General features: G+C 43.5%; 17 protein-coding genes. 7 read left to right on the forward strand and 10 right to left on the reverse strand.

What is annotated here, in order from left to right; genetic code table 11:
- Positions 1-33: 33 nt before the first annotated feature.
- Both LKO26_RS11290 and LKO26_RS11295 read left to right on the forward strand, forming a co-directional pair.
- Positions 34-1,107 carry a branched-chain amino acid aminotransferase gene (locus tag LKO26_RS11290; protein WP_227587973.1) on the forward strand — a complete coding sequence of 358 codons (1,074 nt, stop codon included), beginning with the start codon at positions 34-36 and terminating at the stop codon, positions 1,105-1,107.
- Positions 1,108-1,297: 190 nt separating this feature from the next.
- A complete protein-coding gene (locus LKO26_RS11295; RefSeq protein ID WP_227587974.1) occupies positions 1,298-2,335 on the forward strand; it encodes a peptidylprolyl isomerase in 1,038 nt (345 codons plus the stop codon).
- 91 nt (positions 2,336-2,426) lie between these two features.
- Here LKO26_RS11295 and LKO26_RS11300 read toward each other — a convergent pair whose 3' ends face one another.
- The 5 genes from LKO26_RS11300 to LKO26_RS11320 form a co-directional block, all read right to left on the reverse strand.
- Complete coding sequence (locus tag LKO26_RS11300; RefSeq protein ID WP_227587975.1) at positions 2,427-3,776, reverse strand: M28 family peptidase; 1,350 nt, start codon at positions 3,774-3,776, stop codon at positions 2,427-2,429.
- 70 nt (positions 3,777-3,846) lie between these two features.
- The gene (locus LKO26_RS11305) at positions 3,847-5,088 is read right to left on the reverse strand and encodes a DUF1015 domain-containing protein (protein ID WP_227587976.1); all 1,242 of its coding nucleotides are present in this window, start codon (positions 5,086-5,088) and stop codon (positions 3,847-3,849) included.
- 5 nt (positions 5,089-5,093) lie between these two features.
- Positions 5,094-6,053: a D-2-hydroxyacid dehydrogenase gene (locus tag LKO26_RS11310; RefSeq protein ID WP_227587977.1), complete on the reverse strand. Its 960-nt coding sequence runs from the start codon at positions 6,051-6,053 to the stop codon at positions 5,094-5,096.
- Between the two features lie 21 nt (positions 6,054-6,074).
- Positions 6,075-7,139 carry a 3-phosphoserine/phosphohydroxythreonine transaminase gene (gene serC / locus LKO26_RS11315; protein ID WP_227587978.1) on the reverse strand — a complete coding sequence of 355 codons (1,065 nt, stop codon included), beginning with the start codon at positions 7,137-7,139 and terminating at the stop codon, positions 6,075-6,077.
- Between the two features lie 107 nt (positions 7,140-7,246).
- A complete protein-coding gene (locus LKO26_RS11320) occupies positions 7,247-7,597 on the reverse strand; it encodes a 4Fe-4S dicluster domain-containing protein (RefSeq protein ID WP_227587979.1) in 351 nt (116 codons plus the stop codon).
- 62 nt (positions 7,598-7,659) lie between these two features.
- On the opposite strand from LKO26_RS11320, the gene LKO26_RS11325 reads away from it, so the two are divergent.
- Positions 7,660-8,694 (forward strand): acyl-CoA reductase, encoded by a 1,035-nt coding sequence (locus LKO26_RS11325; protein WP_227587980.1) that lies wholly within the window; start codon positions 7,660-7,662, stop codon positions 8,692-8,694.
- Positions 8,695-8,779: 85 nt separating this feature from the next.
- Here LKO26_RS11325 and LKO26_RS11330 read toward each other — a convergent pair whose 3' ends face one another.
- The 4 genes from LKO26_RS11330 to LKO26_RS11345 all read right to left on the reverse strand — a co-directional run bounded on the left by LKO26_RS11330 (position 8,780) and on the right by LKO26_RS11345 (position 11,326).
- Positions 8,780-9,028: a DUF6952 family protein gene (locus LKO26_RS11330; protein WP_227587981.1), complete on the reverse strand. Its 249-nt coding sequence runs from the start codon at positions 9,026-9,028 to the stop codon at positions 8,780-8,782.
- Complete coding sequence (locus LKO26_RS11335; RefSeq protein WP_227587982.1) at positions 9,028-9,336, reverse strand: thioredoxin family protein; 309 nt, start codon at positions 9,334-9,336, stop codon at positions 9,028-9,030. Before LKO26_RS11335 ends, LKO26_RS11330 begins: the two co-directional genes overlap by 1 nt.
- Positions 9,337-9,355: 19 nt before the next feature.
- Positions 9,356-9,994: a peroxiredoxin gene (locus LKO26_RS11340; RefSeq protein WP_227587983.1), complete on the reverse strand. Its 639-nt coding sequence runs from the start codon at positions 9,992-9,994 to the stop codon at positions 9,356-9,358.
- 126 nt (positions 9,995-10,120) lie between these two features.
- Positions 10,121-11,326, reverse strand: coding sequence for a pyridoxal phosphate-dependent aminotransferase (locus LKO26_RS11345; protein WP_227587984.1), 1,206 nt, complete (start codon positions 11,324-11,326; stop codon positions 10,121-10,123).
- Between the two features lie 85 nt (positions 11,327-11,411).
- Here LKO26_RS11345 and rsmG point away from each other — a divergent pair, with 85 nt between their 5' ends.
- On the forward strand, positions 11,412-12,047 hold the full coding sequence (rsmG, locus tag LKO26_RS11350) for a 16S rRNA (guanine(527)-N(7))-methyltransferase RsmG (RefSeq protein ID WP_227587985.1): 636 nt from the start codon (positions 11,412-11,414) through the stop codon (positions 12,045-12,047).
- Positions 12,048-12,088: 41 nt separating this feature from the next.
- Positions 12,089-14,809 carry a PD-(D/E)XK nuclease family protein gene (locus LKO26_RS11355; RefSeq protein ID WP_227587986.1) on the forward strand — a complete coding sequence of 907 codons (2,721 nt, stop codon included), beginning with the start codon at positions 12,089-12,091 and terminating at the stop codon, positions 14,807-14,809.
- Positions 14,810-14,812: 3 nt separating this feature from the next.
- Here LKO26_RS11355 and LKO26_RS11360 read toward each other — a convergent pair whose 3' ends face one another.
- Positions 14,813-16,420 carry a S8 family peptidase gene (locus tag LKO26_RS11360; RefSeq protein WP_227587987.1) on the reverse strand — a complete coding sequence of 536 codons (1,608 nt, stop codon included), beginning with the start codon at positions 16,418-16,420 and terminating at the stop codon, positions 14,813-14,815.
- Positions 16,421-16,474: 54 nt separating this feature from the next.
- Here LKO26_RS11360 and LKO26_RS11365 point away from each other — a divergent pair, with 54 nt between their 5' ends.
- A complete protein-coding gene (locus LKO26_RS11365; protein ID WP_227587988.1) occupies positions 16,475-17,602 on the forward strand; it encodes a DegT/DnrJ/EryC1/StrS family aminotransferase in 1,128 nt (375 codons plus the stop codon).
- A 71-nt stretch (positions 17,603-17,673) separates the two neighbouring features.
- Positions 17,674-18,252: a hypothetical protein gene (locus LKO26_RS11370; RefSeq protein WP_227587989.1), complete on the forward strand. Its 579-nt coding sequence runs from the start codon at positions 17,674-17,676 to the stop codon at positions 18,250-18,252.
- The last annotated feature ends 6 nt before the right edge of the window (positions 18,253-18,258 follow it).

Here is an 18,258-nt window from a genome sequence, read left to right on the forward strand (position 1 = left end):
TCCCGATAAAAAAATCGTTTTAAAAATTAAGATATGATAATCCAAAAAACAACGAATTCCAGAATTTCAACTTTTGATCAGGACAATTATTCTTTCGGTGATCATTTTATTGATCACATGATTATTTGTGAGTATGAAAACGGAAAATGGAGTGAGCCAAAATTAATGCCTTACGGACAGCTTCCTTTTTCGCCGGCCAATATGGCTTTTAACTATGGTCAGGCTTGCTTCGAAGGAATGAAGGCTTATAAAGATGCAGAAGGAGAGGTATTCCTGTTCCGCGTGCACAAGAATTTTGAAAGGATTAATAAATCTGCCAAGCGTCTGGCGATGCCGGAAATCCCGGAACACGTTTTTGTAGATGGTCTGAGAGTCCTGATGGATGTAGACAGAGCATGGGTTCCTTCCGGAGAAGGAAATTCATTGTATATCCGCCCGCTGATTTTCGCTACAGAAGAAGGTCTGAAGGCCAGAATTTCTAATAAGTATATGTTTGCCATCGTGGCTTCACCGGCCAAGAGTTATTACTCTGAACCTGTATCGGTGAAAATCTCTGATTATTACTCCAGAGCTGCCAATGGTGGTGTAGGTTTTGCCAAAGCTGCCGGAAATTATGCGGCTTCTTTTTATCCCACTCAACTGGCTATAGAAGAAGGATACGAGCAGATTATCTGGACAGATGATGCTACGCACGAATATTTCGAAGAGAGTGGTACCATGAATGTTTTTGTTAGAATTAACGATACCATATACACACCGCCTACCTCCGAGAAAATTCTGGATGGGGTGACCCGTGACAGTTTTCTTCAGCTGGCCAAGCACAGAGGGATGGATGTTCGTGTAGAGCCAATTGCCGTAAAAGATGTAATGGAAGCGCAGAAACAGGGAACCCTGAAAGAAATCTGGGGTGTGGGAACTGCTGTAGTGACTACTTCTTTCAAAGCTTTCGGTTATGAAAATACACGTTATGCTTTGCCTGAACTGGCTCCTGAAGACAGTTATGCAATGATTCTGAAAAAGGATCTGGTAGATATCCAGACCAATGCAGCTCCGGATCCGTTCGGGTGGAGAGAAAAAGTAGAGAAAAACATTTTGGAAACTGTTTAATTTCTGAAATGTACCATAAAAAGTCAGGCAGATGTCTGGCTTTTTCTGTTTTAATATGTGAAGCGAATTCCGTATTTTCGCAACTTGTTCACCCAATTACATATTTATGAAATCATCATTACTTAAGAAGAATTTAATTTTAGGTTTGGCAAGTGTCTCACTGCTGAGCTGTACACCAATTTATAAAAAAATGAATGTAGACAAACAAACGTACGAAGAACTGAATGACGGTCTTTATGCTAATCTGGAGACCTCTGAAGGAAACATGATCGTAAAATTAGAAGATCAGAAATCTCCGGTTACAGTGGCTAATTTTGTAGGACTGGCAGAAGGAAAAATAGATAACAAGAGCAAAGCGAAAGGAGTGCCTTTTTATGACGGAACTATTTTTCACCGGGTGATAGAGAATTTCATGATTCAGGGTGGTGATCCACAGGGAACCGGCATGGGAGATCCAGGATACAAATTCGAAGATGAAAAAAATGACCTGAAGCATGATGTGAAAGGGGTACTTTCTATGGCGAACTCCGGACCGAACTCCAACGGGTCGCAGTTTTTCATCACTCAAGTTCCTACGCCTTGGCTGGACGGCCGTCATACAATCTTTGGCAAAGTTGTGAAAGGCGTAGACGTGGTAGATACCATTGCCGCAGTAGAAAAAGGGCCTCAGGACAAACCGAAAACCGATGTAGTTCTGCAGAAGGTATCGGTATTCGGCAAAGGAGATGCTTATAAAGATTATGATGCGGCAAAAATCTTTACCGAAGGAAAATCCAAAATAGCCGAGAACAATAAGGCGTATCTGGAAAAAGAGGCTGCTGAGAAAAAGAAAAAAGAGGAAGAATTTAAAGCGAATCAGCAGAAATTGGCAGATGAGCTGGCTGCAGGGATGCAGAAAACTGCTTCCGGATTATTCTATAAAATTACTAAAACGACCGACGGAAAAGCTCCGAAAGCAGGGGACAATGTTGCTGTACATTATGCGGGCAAACTGGTAGACGGAACGGAGTTCGACAGTTCTTTCAAAAGAGGCCAGCCGCTGGAATTCCCCGTAGGCATGGGCAGAGTAATTAAAGGATGGGATGAAGGCATTATGCTGCTGAAAGAAGGCGAAACCGCTACATTGCTGATTCCTTCTGAACTGGGATATGGTGCCAATGGTGCCGGTGGGGTGATCCCGCCGAATGCATGGCTGGTATTTGATGTGGAACTGGTAAAAGTACCCTGATCATCATCACTGAATAAAAATAAATTCGCTCCGGAAACGGGGCGAATTTTTTGTTTGTAAAATAACCTGAATGGTGTGGCTTCTATGCAGGCTACCAGTTCTGATCTACCATGTACACCATTTGTGCGATGGCTACCGCACCCAGATTCAGTTCCCGGCGGTTTACTTTGTCAAAGGTATCCAGGCTGGTATGGTGAATGTCAAAATAACGTTGCATATCCGGTACCAGCTCGGCCAGAGGAACTGCCAGTTTTTTGAGGGGTGCAATGTCCTGTCCGGAGGTTTCCTGGGTAAAATCGTACACGCCGTAAGGCAGGAAAAGCGGTTTCCAGGCAAAGACCAGCCGTCTGCGCTGCGGAATCATGTCCAGGGAAATCCCTCTGGGTGAATAACCGCCAGCATCACTTTCAATGGCAAAAATATGCCGTTCGCCTGATTTTTTTACATTGGCCGCATAAGTTTCACCACCGCTAACCCCATTTTCTTCATTGGCAAAAAGAACAAAACGAATGGTATGATTATTCTGGTAATCCAGTTTTTTGAAAACACGCAACACTTCCAGCACCTGTACCACGCCGGCACCATTGTCATGTGCGCCCTCAGAAATATCCCATGAGTCCAGGTGAGCCCCAACTACGATGACGCTCTTGCTTTTCTTTCCGGGGATTTCCGCAATAACATTGTGGTTAATCATGTCGCCGGTGGTTCCGGAGGTGGTGTTGATTTTCAGCATTACCTTCTCCTTTTTTGCCAGTTCTTCCAGCTTGTCCGCACTCAGCGCTCCGATGGAGAGTGCCGGGATTTTGTTCTTGTCCAGAGGGTCATAATACATGCTCCCGGTATGCGGAACATCGTCAAAAGCAGAGGTAGGCGAACGGGTAATAACGGCTTTTGCACCTTTGCGGCTGGCGGCAGAAGGGGCAGACCAGCGGTATTTTCCGGCAACAAGATAAGTTTCTGCCGGGTTGATAACGGTTTGGTCAAAAGCAAAGTTGAAAAATACAATTTTGTCTTTTACATCGCGGTTCTGGAGTTTGTTAAACTCTGCCAGATCTTTGGCAAAGAGAACCTCGCCGGTCAGATCTTTGCCTCCGGTGCCTTCTGAACCGCCCAGTGCCAGCGCCGGAATTGTTTTCCAGCTTCCGTTTCCGGTTTTCATTTGCACGCTTTCACGTCCGCGGCGCCAGATGGGAACTTTTACATCTTCTTTCCGGATGTTCTCACCACCATTTTCTGCAAATTTTCTTTCTGCCCAGGCTACTGCTTTGTCATAAGCCGGTGTGGAAGAAAAGCGGGGTCCGATTCCCTTTACCAGTTCCCGAAGATTGTCATACGCATTACTGTTCAGCAGTATTTCATCTGATATTTTTTTGAACTGTCCGGCATGGTCGGTCCGGGGCTTTGCGGTGGTTTTGCTCTGAGAAAATAAAATTCCACCCATTATCAGTGGAATTATATAGAGGAGTTTTGTCATTACATCAGCCTTTAAGGAATCAAAAATAGTTAAATTTTTATTTCATGTCGTACATAATCAATGCAGTGATGAGTTTCGGTTCTATATAGGTGCACTTGGGCGGCATGCTGATTTTATTATCGGAAATTTTAATCATTTCATTAAAGCTTACCGGGTAGATTCCGAATCCCAGAACGCCTTCACCGGCATCTATTTTTTCTTTCATCTTCAGAATGCCTTCCACGCTGGAGTTGCCTTTTACATATTTTATGTTCTCAGAATTATCGGTGTCTTCTATTTTCAGAATATCCTGCAGAATGTGTTTGCCCAGCAGGTGATGGTCCAGATGGTCCATAGAAACCTCCGGACTTCTGAGTTCATGCTTCACATGAAGTGAATAAAACTTACCCTCCAGATACATAGAAATATGGAATTTTCTTGAAGGATAATACGGCGCTTCTCCTTTCTCGTGAATGTCAAAGTTTTTTTGCAGTTTTTTCAGGAACTGAGTGGCAGTTAGTCCGTTCATGTCCTTCACAATTCTGTTATAATCGTGAATTTTAATGGACTGATTAGAAACAATGAAACTGTAAATATAGTTGTAAGGCTCGTTTCCGGTGTGTTTTTTATTTTTTTCCTTCTGGTTTTTGGCGTGCAGGGCGGTGGAACCTATTCTGTGGTGACCGTCTGCAATGTAAAAGGAGTCAATTTGCTCCAGAACTTCCTTGAACTGCTGCATCTTTAGGCGGTTGTCTATGCGCCATACTTTGTGCCGGATTCCCTTGCTGTCCAGATAGCTGAGCAGCGGAATGTTTTTTTCTTCATGATTCATGAGCAGTTCCACTTTGGAATTGGCAGGATAGGTAAGGAGTGCAGGTTCTGCCTGAAGACTTACTTTTTCCAGATAATGCGCCAGTTTTGCTTTTTTCCGGGGGATGGTGCTCTCGTGACGTTTGATTTTTCCACTCCAGAAGTCCTCCACGGAAACCAGTCCGAGTAGTCCGCGGAATACGGTTTTGTCCGGCTTGATCTGTTCATATAAATAGTAGGAAGACGGATCTTGCATGAGCACATTTTCCTGCAGGAGTTCTTCAAAATTAGTTCTGATTTTGCGAAGATTCCGGTCTATATCTTTGGACTTACTAACTACATATGGTTTCACCATCTGTATATAGGATGAGTTTTCCTGTGCTTTTTTGTTGATTTCTTCCTGGGTGAAATTATCCAGCGGGTGCGTGGGAAAAACATCAAGAAAATCTTCTGTGGGTCTTATTCCACGAAAGGGTTTAAATATCGGCATAAGTACTACAGTATCTTTTTAATCTCTATAATTTGGGAAGCTAGTTCTGTTCCTATTTTCTCCTGTGCATCCAGCGTATTGCCGCCCAGATGTGGAGATAGTGACAATTGTGGATTCATGAGCAGGGGGAGTTCCGGTTGCGGTTCGTTTTCAAAAACATCCAGCGCGGCACCGGCTACCTTACCATCATCTATAAAATGAATCAGCTCTACTTCATTAATCACTCCGCCTCTGGCGGTATTCACTATAAAAATACCGTCTTTCATCATTTCAAACTGCGGCCGGTCTATGATGTAGCTGGTGGCTTTTGGGGTGTTAATGCTCAGGAAATCCACCTCCTTTAAAAATGCCTCCATATCATTGCCGGAGGTGATGTCAAAATCCACCTTCTGCCCGTTAAAAAAGGACAGGGAAATGGTTTCTGTGCGGGGTTTTCGGGTCAGTACCTTTACCTTCATGCCCAGTGCAATACCGGTTTTTACAACCTCCTGGCCAATGCCGCCAAATCCGATAACGCCTAAAGTTTTTCCCTCCAGTTCTACGGCAGCCGCGTATGATTTCTTTAGCGCATTAAACTGTGTATCGCCTTCCAGGGGCATCATGCGGTTGGATTCATGCAGGAATCTGGCCAGAGAAAAGAAGTGCGCGAATACCAGTTCTGCAACAGATCTTGCCGATGCTTTCGGCGTATTGATGACATACAGGCCTTTTTCAATGGCATATTCTACCGCTATATTGTCCATGCCTACACCGCCGCGGCCGATGATTTTCAGTCCCGGACAATCGTCTATCAGTTCTTCGTACACTTTGGTGGCACTTCTTACCAGCAAAACATCAATCTGGTTGTCATTAATGAACTTTGGCAGGTGCTCCTGAGCCACGCGGACCTCTACCAGTTCAATTCCGGCTTCCAGCAGTGTATTTTTCCCGGATTCTGAAATTCCATCATTTGCTAAAACTTTCATCGTGTCATTGTTTTGTTATATTCAGGCTAAAGATTTCATTACATCTACCAGGACTTGTACGCTTTCCAGAGGTAAAGCATTATACAGGCTGGCTCTGTAGCCGCCCAGGCTGCGGTGACCGTTCAGTCCGTTTATTCCGGCTTCTTTCCATGCCTTGTCGAAGGCTTCTTTTCTAGATTCATCCGTCAGTTTAAAGGATACATTCATGAGCGAGCGGTCCTCTTTCACACAAAAGGTTTCAAACAGCGGATTCTGGTCTATCTCACCGTACAAAAGTGCGGCTTTTGCCTCATTTCTGGCTTCTGCTGCGGCAATACCACCGTTGTTTTCCAGATGCTGCAGGGTGAGCATGGAGGCATACACCGGAAATACCGGTGGGGTATTGAACATGGATTCTTTGGCAATATGCAGTGCATAGTCCAGATAAGACGGAATGTGGCGACCGGTTTTGCCCAGTATTTCTTTTTTTACCACGACCAGGGTCACACCGGCAGGACCCATGTTCTTCTGGGCTCCGGCATAAATAAGGTCAAATTGTGAGAAGTCCATTTCCCGGGAGAATATATCAGAACTCATATCACAAACCATGAGGGTGTCCACTTTCGGGAATGATTTCATCTGTGTTCCGTAAATGGTATTGTTCGAGGTACAGTGAAAGTAATCATATTCGCTGCCTGCCTGGTAATCTTTTGGTATAAATGAATAGTTCTCTGAGCGGGAAGAGCCGACCACTTCTACGGTTCCCAAAGATGAAGCTTCTTTTATCGCATTGGCAGCCCATGTGCCGGTGTCGGTGTAGGCTGCTTTACCGTTTCCGGCTTTCATAAGGTTAAAGGGCACCATCAGAAACTGAAGGCTGGCACCGCCTCCCAGGTAAAGTACTTCGTAATCATCTCCCAGTTTTAATAATCTCTTTACAATAGCCCGTGCTTCATCCATTACCGCAACAAAATCCTTGCTCCGGTGTGAGATTTCAAGCAGCGAAAGTCCCATTCCGTTAAAATCCAGAATGGCTTCTGCAGATTTCTGAAAAACTTCCTGAGGCAGGATGCATGGACCGGCACTGAAATTATGTTTTTTGCTCATATTGTTTCTGTTTATTTGGCTGCTTAGCCGTGATAAAAGTGTTTTGTCTTCAGATTGTAACTAAATCAATTGTAAAAAAAACGCCCACAAATTGTGAGCGGATTGAATTATTCTCCGTGCAGGAATGCTTTTTTCTCCAGGAGGGCTTCTTCAGATTCCACATGGTCTTCATCCGGGATACAGCAGTCTACGGGACATACTGCGGCACATTGTGGTTCTTCATGAAAGCCTTTACATTCGGTACATTTATCGGTTACTATAAAATAAACATCGTCACTTACGGGTTCCTGAGGAGCATCTGCATCTATGGTGAGTCCGGAAGTCATGACCACCGTTCCCTTCAGGGCAGTGCCTTCTGATGCTTTCCAGTCTACAGCTCCTTCATATATTGCATTATTCGGGCATTCCGGTTCACAGGCACCACAATTAATGCACTCATCTGTTATTCTAATCGCCATTGCTGATTTTAATTTTATAAATTTGCACAAAATTACTAAAAATCCTCCAATTCTCCATCAAAATGAATATAGAAAAGCAAATTTTAGGTCTTTGTAAACTAGGAATTTACCTGCAGGAATTTCTGAATAAAGCGGTTGATTTGTATGATGATACCGATGCGGAATTTTCTGCGATACTGCAAAAATCTGAGAGTGAAAATCCATGGTTTACGCAGGAAAATCAGAGATTTGCACTGAAGCAGTGGACCGGATTGCTGAAAGAAGAACCATTGCGCAAATGGCTGTCGGGTTATAAGCCTTCCGGAGTATCCAAAAGGGTGGGGTTAATCCTTGCCGGAAATATCCCGCTGGTAGGACTTCATGACGTGCTGTCTGTGGTTTTCAGCAATCATATCCCGGTGATTAAATTGTCTTCCAAAGATAAGCTGATGATGCCGTTTCTGCTGAAAAAATGGAATGAATATGCTGAAGGAGAGGTGGAGTATGAACTGACCGAGCGGTTGCAGGATTTTGATGCGGTCATTGCCACCGGCAGTAATAATACCGCCAGATATCTGGAGTTTTATTTTAAAGATTATATGAGCATCATCCGGAAAAACAGAACTTCTGTGGCTGTGTTGAAGGGTGATGAAACAGATGATGAACTGAAACTTCTGGCAGAAGATATTTTCCGGTATTTCGGATTGGGATGCAGAAATGTGACCAGAATTTTGATGCCTGAAGATTTTAAACTGGATCGTTTGTTTGAGAATTTTATTCCGTTTCAGGATATTATTAACCATAATAAATACGCTAATAATTACGAATACAACCGCGCGATTTACCTGCTGAATCAGGATCAGTTCTGGGATAATAATTTTGTGATGCTGAAAGAGGATGAGGCGCTGTTCTCTCCCTTATCCGTCATTAATTTTACAAGATACACCCATCTGGAAGAAGTGAAAGCGTTTCTGAATGATCATCAGCAAGATATCCAGGCGGTGGTGGCAAAGCCGTCTCTTCAGCTGGATTCTGTGAGTCCCGGCCAGGCGCAGCATCCCGGTCTGGACACGTATGCAGATCATGTGGACACCATGAGGTTTCTGGAGGTGATTTAAAACAGTATCGCAATCCGTATCGTGTTACGGCGACAAAAAAAACCGCGCCATTGCTGACGCGGTTTCATCATGAAAAGGAAGTGTTTTATTTGTCTATTGATCCCAGAACTTTTTGTGCAAAGCCGTTCAGAGCATCTCTCTCGGTCATACCATCTTTTACATTTTGATGAGTTTCCAGCGCACCGCAAATATTGGTAATCAATTCTCCTACTACATTCAGCTCTTCTTCTGAGGTGCCTCTGAATTCTGAAAAAGATTCTAAAACCTCCAGTGTAGTTTCCAGATTTTCTACCGTCTGATTCTGGTAAAATTGTCTGATTACGGGTAATTTCATTAGTTCAGTTCTTTGAATAGGTTAATTAAATTTTCCTGCTGGTTGGTTTGTGTCTGATTGACCAGTTCTCCATTTTTAAAAATGGCGAAGGTAGGTAAATTGTCTACTTTTGCCAGTTTACGGCTTTCCGGCAGTTTCTCCGCATCTACGTAATAGAACGGGATGTCGCTGTTTTCTGATGCCAGTTTCTTAAATTTAGGCTTCATAATACGGCAGTTACCGCACCATGTTGCACCATATTGCACCACTACTTTGTCGTTTTGTGCTACTAAATTCTGAAGGACATCTTCTTTTAATTCTTCGTACATTGCTTCTTCTTTTTAATAATTAGTTCTGGTGTTTTGCCAGGTATTCTGCAGTAGATTCTCTGTTTGCGCTCATGGCTTCTTTACCTTCTTCCCAGTTTGCAGGGCACACTTCACCGTTTTTCTGTACGTGTGTGTAAGCATCTACCAGTCTCAGGTATTCTTTTACGTTTCTGCCCAGTGGCATATCGTTTACAGATTCGTGGAAGATTTTTCCATCCTCGTCTACCAGATAAGTAGCTCTGTACGTTACATTGGAACCGGTAAAGATTTCGTTTCCTTCTTCATCAAATTCAAAATCCTGATCTACAATGCCCAGTGTATTGGCCAGTTGTCTGTGTGTATCGGCAAGAATCGGATAGGTTACGCCTTCTATTCCTCCGTTGTCTTTGGAGGTGTTCAGCCATGCAAAGTGCACCTCATTGGTATCGCAAGATGCACCAATTACTTTGGTATTTCTTTTTTCAAACTCAGGAAGGGCTTCCTGAAAAGCGTGCAATTCTGTAGGGCATACAAAAGTGAAGTCTTTCGGATACCAGAACAGCAATACTTTCTGGTTGTTTTTGGTGGCTTCTTCAAAAATGTTGATCTTCAGATCGTCTCCCATTTCAGACATTGCATCTACTGTAATGTTTGGGAATTTTTTTCCTACTAATGACATAATAAATATTTTTTATTGTTATTAAATTCGTAGTACAAAAGTACGGGAATTTATCTATTATAACAACTCATTTTCATTTATAAAAACTATCGGTCTCATGAAAATGATGGCTGATATTTGTCAGTTTTATGCAGGGGTGATGACGGATTCTTCCAGGCAAACCTTTATTCTGCGGATGGCCTCGCGCAGATTTTCTTCAGATGTGGCATATGAAAAACGAATGCAGTCCGGGCTTCCGAAGGATGTTCCGCCTACACTGCCTACATGTGCATGATCCAGAAGGAACATGGCAAAATCATCTGCATCATGAATCAGTTGCCCGTTGATGCGCTTGCCACAATAAAAAGAGATGTCCGGAAAGAAGTAAAAAGCCGCTTTTGGAAGCAAGACTTTGAATCCGGGGATTTCTTTGAGTAATTCGTAGACAATGTCTTTTCTTTTTCTGAATTCATCAATCATATACTGAAATTCTGCCGGATCTGTTTTCAGTGCGGTAATGGCTGCCCGCTGGGCAATGGTGTTTGGTCCGCTGGTCATCTGACCCTGAATTTTTTCGCATGCCTTTGCCAGCCATTCCGGGCAGGCAGAATATCCGATGCGCCAACCAGTCATGGCATAGCCCTTAGAGAGCCCGTTGATGACGGCCACTTGTTCATACACCTCCGGGAACGCTGCTATAGACTGGGTTTTGGTCTCATAGTTAATGTATTCATAAATTTCGTCAGAAATAACGATAACCTGTGGATTTCGGGCAATAACCTGTGCCAGTGACTGCAATTCGTCATAAGTATAATAACTTCCGGAAGGGTTGCAGGGCGTACTGAAGAGAACCGCTTTGGTTTTCGGCGTGATTGCCCGTTCCAGCTGTTCCGGAGTAATTTTGAAATCACTGTGGTAGGAAGTGTCCAGAATTACGGGTTCGCCATCCATCATTCTGACCATTTCAGCATAACTTACCCAGTACGGTGCAGGCAGAATAACCTCGTCTTCATGGTTGATGAGCGCTGCCAAGACATTCAGAATGGCTTGTTTGGCACCGTTTGAAACGCAGATCTGACCTGGTTTGTACTGCAGGTTATTATCACGATGCAGTTTTTCGGCAATAGCTTCGCGCAGTTCCAGAAATCCGGGAACCGGCGAATAATGACTGAAATTCTGGTCTATCGCATCATGTGCCGCTTGTTTTATGAGATCCGGAACATTAAAATCCGGTTCGCCCAGTGTAAGGCTGATGACATCTATACCTGCAGCCCTCATTTCCCGGGCTTTATTGCTCATTACAAAAGTTTGGGAATAGCCTAAGCGCTGAATCCGGTCTGAAAGTTTGTTCATAAAATAATGCAAATAGCAAAGGTAATATCTATTTTATTTTGAGGGTTATAAAAGGAAAACTATTTTTGTAGGAATTAGCTGAATTATGAGCGTTAACCTGATATTAGAATACTTTCCGGACCTCACGGAAACACAAAAAGACCAGTTCCGGAAACTGGAATCCCTCTATGGGGAATGGAATGAGAAAATCAATGTCATATCCAGAAAGGATATGGATTCTCTGTATGAAAAGCACGTATTGCACTCACTGGGCATAGCGAAAGTGATGGAATTTTCGCCGGGTACCAGGGTGCTGGATGTGGGAACGGGCGGTGGGTTTCCGGGAATTCCCCTGGCTATTCTCTACCCGGATGCACACTTTACCCTGATAGACAGCATCGGAAAAAAAATTACGGTGGTGCAGGCGGTGGCAGAAGGGATAGGGCTTCAGAATGTAACTGCCGTACATGGCCGTGCAGAGAAACTGAAAGAAAAGTTTCATTTTGTCATCAGCCGGGCAGTGACGCAAATGCCGGAGTTTTTACGTTGGCTGAAGGGTAAATTTGAAAAAGAACAACTGAATGACAAGCACAATGGTGTTCTCTATCTGAAAGGCGGCGATCTGGCCGAGGAACTTGCAGGATTGCGCTGTGAGATTTTCGATTTAAAGAAATTTTTTGACGGTGAATTTTTTGAAACTAAAAAAGTGGTATATTTATCCAAAGGTAATTTCAATTCATAATTCCCTTTTCGCCCTTTAACCTTTAATCTCACGTTTGCGTTTTGAAGTTTCTAGAGAAGATTTTCACCGAATTATTGAGTCAAAACCCTGATTTATCGGGGTTTAATATTGTGCTGCCGGGTAAGCGTCCTGTGGTTTTCATCAAAAGGATTCTGAAAGAAAAAAAATACTCCGGCTTTTTGCCCAAATTTTATACCGTAGAAGACCTGATTCATGAAATTTCCGGCCGGCAGAAACTGGAGGGCATTGCATTGTGGCTCTTTGGTTATGAGGTTTACAGCAATACCGGACTTCACCCCAAAGATGATTTTTCAGGTTTTCTGAAATGGTTTCCTACGGTGATGAAAGACTGGGATGATATGCTGAAGTTTGCCGGTTCAGACCTCGCTGTGCTGGATTATCTGGTAGATGAAGAACGGATCAAAGACTGGGCTCAGCATCTGGGTGATGATGCGGATGATGAAGGGAAAGTTCGCAAAAAATACCTGCGATTCTGGAGAAATATGCGCATTTTTCTGCCGGAACTGAAGCAGGCATTGAGTGAACGAAACTGGGCTACATCCGGAATGATCCATCAGGAAGTACGCGGTACAATAGCCGATTTTGCCCAAAACACCGGAGAAATATTTGTGTTTTGCGGGTTTAATGCCTTCACCAAAGTAGAAGAGTTGCTGGTGAGAAATTTGTTGCAATGGGACAAGGCGCAGGTGTTTTTCCATGCAGATGAATATTATGTGAATGATGAAAGACAAGAGGCAGGTAAATTTATGAGACACCACCGCACCTGGAAGGAATTCAATGATCACCGGCCTTTTAGCTGGGTGGAAGATGAGTTTTCTCGTCCAAAAAAAATAAAAGTTTACGAGGTTTCCGGTAATGTATCTCAGACTAAAGTTCTGCCGGGAATTCTGTCCGGTTTACAACAGGAATCTGCAGATTTGTCTGATACTGCCGTGGTTTTGCTGGATGAAAATCTACTGCCGGCCACACTGGATTCATTAAATTCGGTTCCGAACCTGAATATTACCATGGGTTTTCCCCTGAAGAATCTTGCTTTCAGTAATGCAGTAAAATACCTTTTTCATCTCCAAAAACAACTCGAAAAAAATCCGGGCTCTTATTATTATAATGACCTGCTTACCATTCTGGACGAACTTCCCCATACAGCTCCGGACCGGGAAATTGTGGCAAAATTCAAAATTTTCATCGAAGAACGGAATATCGTTTACCTCTCCGGTAAACTGCTTGCAGAATTGCTGGGTGAGCTTTCTTTTTTTCCGTTGCTGCTGGTGCCGAAGGATATTCCGACCTATCTGGATCTGCTGATTAAGTTTTGTTTTAATTTAAAATTTCAGGAACTGGACGATATTCAGTACGAGAATATTTCGCATTTTGAAAAGTCCTTTAAAATCATCAAAAATCAGTTGGCTCCCTACCAGTTTCTGGTTAATATGGAAACTCTGGAGGTTCTGATTCAGCAACTTGTGAATTCTGAAACTATTGATTTTGAGGGTGAACCATTGCAGGGGTTGCAGGTAATGGGTCTTCTGGAAACCCGTCTTCTCAATTTCAAGAATATTATTCTCTTGTCGGTAAATGAGGGTAAACTCCCCCTGGGAAACAGCCAGAATACCTATATCCCGTTTGATGTGCGGGCACAGTTTGATTTGCATACTTTTCTGGAAAATGACAGCATTTATGCCTACCATTTTTACCGGCTGCTGCAGGAGTCAGAGCAGGTTCATCTCTTGTTTAATGCCTTGGGATCCGGTGTGAATACCGGCGAGAAAAGCCGCTTCGTAACCCAATTACAGTTTGAAGACCGTCACCACGAAATCGAAAATATTGTCATTGAGAATCCTGCCACCCCGCTGACCCGGCAACCGGTGCAAATTGCCAAAACTTCCGCGGTGATGGAGCAGCTCCAAATCTGGAAGCATCGGGTAGCGGCCACACATCTCACGTCTTACCTCTACGACCCTATAAGCTTCTATCTGTCTAAGATTCTGAACACCCGAGAGTCCAAACAAATCGAAGAAGAACTATCGGTCATGAATTACGGAAATCTGGTGCACTATGCCCTTCAGGTAATTTATGAAAGTTTGGGTAATGATTTTTTAACCGAGAAAGACCTTGCCTTGCCACAAAGTGCTTTTGATGAGGCTATTTTGCAATCCATTCATCAACTCAACCACCAGCCGGAGTTTTATGAGAAAGGAATCAATTTTATTCATAAATCTTTAGCTACCAGAGCGCTGCAGCGTATTGTGGAACATGACTTGAATCTTGTGAAAGCGGGACATCGCCTGCGAATTATAGGGTTGGAACGGAATTTTGAAGGAGTGGATTTTTATCTGAATGAGGACCGTACGGACAAAATCAGTTTCTACGGATTTATAGACCGGATTGATGAGCTGGACGGCAAACTGCGAATCATTGATTATAAAACGGGAAAAACCAAAGATCTTGTGGTGTCCATAGACGAGAAAAATGTGGACCATTATTTCTTTAACGAAAATAAAAAACAGGCGCTGCAACTCTGCATTTATCACTATGTCATAAAGAATATGCCGGAGTTTGCCGGAAGAGAAATCCTTACCGGAATCTGGAGCTTTGCGGAAGTAAACAGAGGTGTGGCAGGTCTGGAATTTAAAAAAGGCAGTCTGGATGATGCCATGATCTCCCTGCGGAATCTGATTCTGGAAATCCTGAATCCCGAAATTCCTTTCACGGAAAACCGGAAAGTGGAGTTTAACCGCTAATGTTTATTTTTTAATGAATTCTTCTGCAAAACTGCTCCCTTCACTCTGAACTTTCAGATAATAAACTCCGGAAACTAAATCGCCGACATAGATTTTATTTTGTACCGGCGATAACTTTCTGACCATTCTGCCCAGATGGTCATAGATTTCGGCTGTACGCATTTTTATAGTATGTTCCACATAAATATAATCAACCACCGGATTTGGATAAACCTTTACAGCAGGGTTCTCAACATCATGGGTGCTTAGGAATGTTTGCAGTATGCCGCCAAAATTCAGAATGCCATACCCCATCTGGTCGGTATGCGCCGGGAACAATGATGCTGTTTCCCTCAGTCTGCTACGAATAAGAGCTCTGGGTGTGGCAGGATTAACGGCCTGTAAAAGACACGCTACACCGCCCGCCGCAATAGGTGTGGCCAGCGAAGTGCCATTAGAAGAAATGGGTCCGTTTACCGATACCGAAGCCGCCGCCGTACCTCTGGCTGCCGCATCCGGCTTGATTATTCCCGCGGCGTTAGGCCCGTAGGACGAAAATGTGGAGGAATTTCCGGCATCGTCTACTGCTCCAACGGTAAAAACCATCTGATTGTCTGCGGGAGTCGTAATATAATGCCACGGAGAGGCCCCGGAATTGCCCGCTGCGACCATCACGATGATCCCTTTTTCTGCAGCAATCTGCGCACCGCGAGCAATGAAGGAAGCAGTGCCGTTCATATCTGAGTACGTATAACTGTATTTGGGATCATCGAAGGTATTATATCCCAGCGACGTGTTGATGATGTCTGCGCCCTTTCGGTCCGCTTCCTCCGCAGCCATAATCCAGTACAACTCTTCCTCCGGAATTTCTACTGCCGTGTTTTCTGAAATGTACAGATAAAAATCTGCATCCGGAGCAGAACCTACAAATACATGGTCTATGTAACCGCCGATTGCACCCAGTACTACCGATCCGTGAGGATTGAGTGCAGAGTTGTAAATATCGGTATTTTTGGATACAAAATTATATCCGCCCTTTATCTGATTGTTGGCCCATAGCCGCTGGTAGGCATTCGCAGTATCCACCGCCGGATATCCGGTGTCAATAATGGCAATGGTGATTCCGCTGCCTGTAAATCCGGCTACATGCAGATTCCGAAGGTTAATCTGGTCGATCTGGGCAGAGCCGTTCCCATAATTGAAACTGGCCAGCGCAGATTTTTGAAAATTACCGAACTTGTTCTGATGCTGTGGCGCCATTTTGGTTCCCGGACCGCTAATTTTAGCAAAACTTTCAACACTTTGCACCATAGGAAGATTCTGAATGATGCTGATCTGCGCAGCATTGGCCTGTACCGCTACACCATTCAGCCATTTGGAAATATCGGTTACAGTAAATCCGAGATTTTCAATAGATTGTATGAATAAAGGTTCTACCGGTACATCCTGATCATTGAGGGGGATACCCAATGCTGTACGCCGGTCCAGCGACTTTTGCGTCAGTTCTGAAAGGGGATTTGCATAAAAAGCGGCCTTGTTGGGTTTGTCATTAAAAAAAATGAATACCAACTCCGTCTGTGCGCATATGCCCACAGAAAATATCAAGAAAAATAAAAAAGTAAACTTTCTCATAAATTTTTTTAAGTATTTAAATATATGTAAATTTACGACTTAATGTAAAAGTCTATGAAAAAAATTCAGATGGTTGACCTTCAGAGTCAATATTATAAAATAAAAGCAGATGTGGATAATGCCGTACAGAATGTCATGAACACTGCCGCATTTATAAACGGACCCGAAGTGAAATCCTTTCAGAGTGAACTGGAACAATATCTGGACGTAAAACATGTGATTCCCTGTGCAAATGGTACCGATGCTTTGCAAATAGCACTGATGGCACTGGGACTGGAAGAAGGAGACGAAGTCATTACCGCAGATTTTACTTTTGCGGCGACGGTAGAAGTGATTCATCTTCTCAAACTCAAAGCTGTGCTCACAGATGTGGATTATGATACCTTTACCATCAGTCCGGAAGCCATCAGAAGAGCCATTACCCCAAAAACAAAAGTCATTATTCCCGTGCACCTGTTTGGGCAGTGTGCACCCATGGAAGAAATTCTGAAAATTGCCGCCGAACATAACCTCCATGTTATAGAAGATAATGCACAGGCCATTGGCGCAGACTATACCTTTTCAGACGGAACGGTAAAAAAATCCGGGACCATGGGAATCATCGGTACAACGTCGTTTTTTCCATCTAAAAACCTGGGTTGCTACGGGGACGGTGGTGCACTTTTTACCAATGACGATGATGTAGCCCACCGCCTGAGAGGAATTGTAAACCACGGAATGTACGAAAGATATTATCATGATGAGATCGGTGTGAACTCACGCCTGGATAGTGTGCAGGCCACCGTGCTGCGGAGAAAATTGCCGCTGCTGGATTCCTATAATGAAGCCCGCAGAAAAGCAGCCGATTTCTATGATGAAGCTTTTTCCAGTCAGGAAAACCTGCTGATTCCCGCCAGAAGTGAATATTCTTCACATGTGTTTCATCAATATACCCTTCGGGTGCTCAATGGTAAGAGAAACGAATTGCAGCAGTTTCTTGCAGATAAAGAAATTCCTGCCATGATTTATTATCCGGTGGCTCTCCGAAAGCAAAAAGCCTACTACCAGGAAAGTAATGCCGATGATTTTCAGAATACCGATAAATTGCTGGATGAGGTGATTTCACTGCCTATGCATACCGAACTGGATGACGAACAGCTGAGCTATATTTCTGAAGCCGTACTGGAATTTATGAATCTGTAACGGGACTTTGTCAAAGTTTTGTGCGGTGCGGAGATACTTTGACAAAGTTTTGCATTGACCGGAACGTCACCATGGAAACAAGAAAGGATTTTTTGCAGTCCGGTTCTTTTTATCACATCTACAACCAGGGTGTGAATGGGGAGCATGTTTTTGTGACAAACGAAAATTATCGGTTTTTTATGGCTAAAGTTCAGTTGTATATTGTTCCTTTTTGTGAAATTTATGCGCATTGTCTTTTGCCTCATGCTTTTTATTTTGTCGTTAAGATCAGGAGCCAGGAGGAATTCCCCAAAGGAAATCACGCTCATACGTTTCAGGAAAACGGTCTGCATTCTGCTACAGCCGCCATCAATAAGCAGTTTGGGAAACTCATCAGTTCTTATACTCAGGCATTTAATAAATTCAATAAGGCGAGAACCGGTAACCTTTTTGAATCTCCGTTTAAAAGAATTACGCTGCATTCTGAAGAGCAAATCAGGGACGCCATTTGTGCGGTTCATCGCAAACCCTCTGAGAGCGGTTTCGACTGGGAGCGTTATTCGTATTCTACTTATAGAGGACTGGCAGCGAATGAATGGACTGAAAACCCCGGGATAGCGGCAATCTTCGGGACCCGTGAAAATTTTATTAACCATCATCAATTCATATAAACTAAA

Source organism: Chryseobacterium sp. MFBS3-17 (assembly GCF_020687745.1).
Taxonomy (GTDB): Bacteria; Bacteroidota; Bacteroidia; order Flavobacteriales; family Weeksellaceae; genus Marnyiella.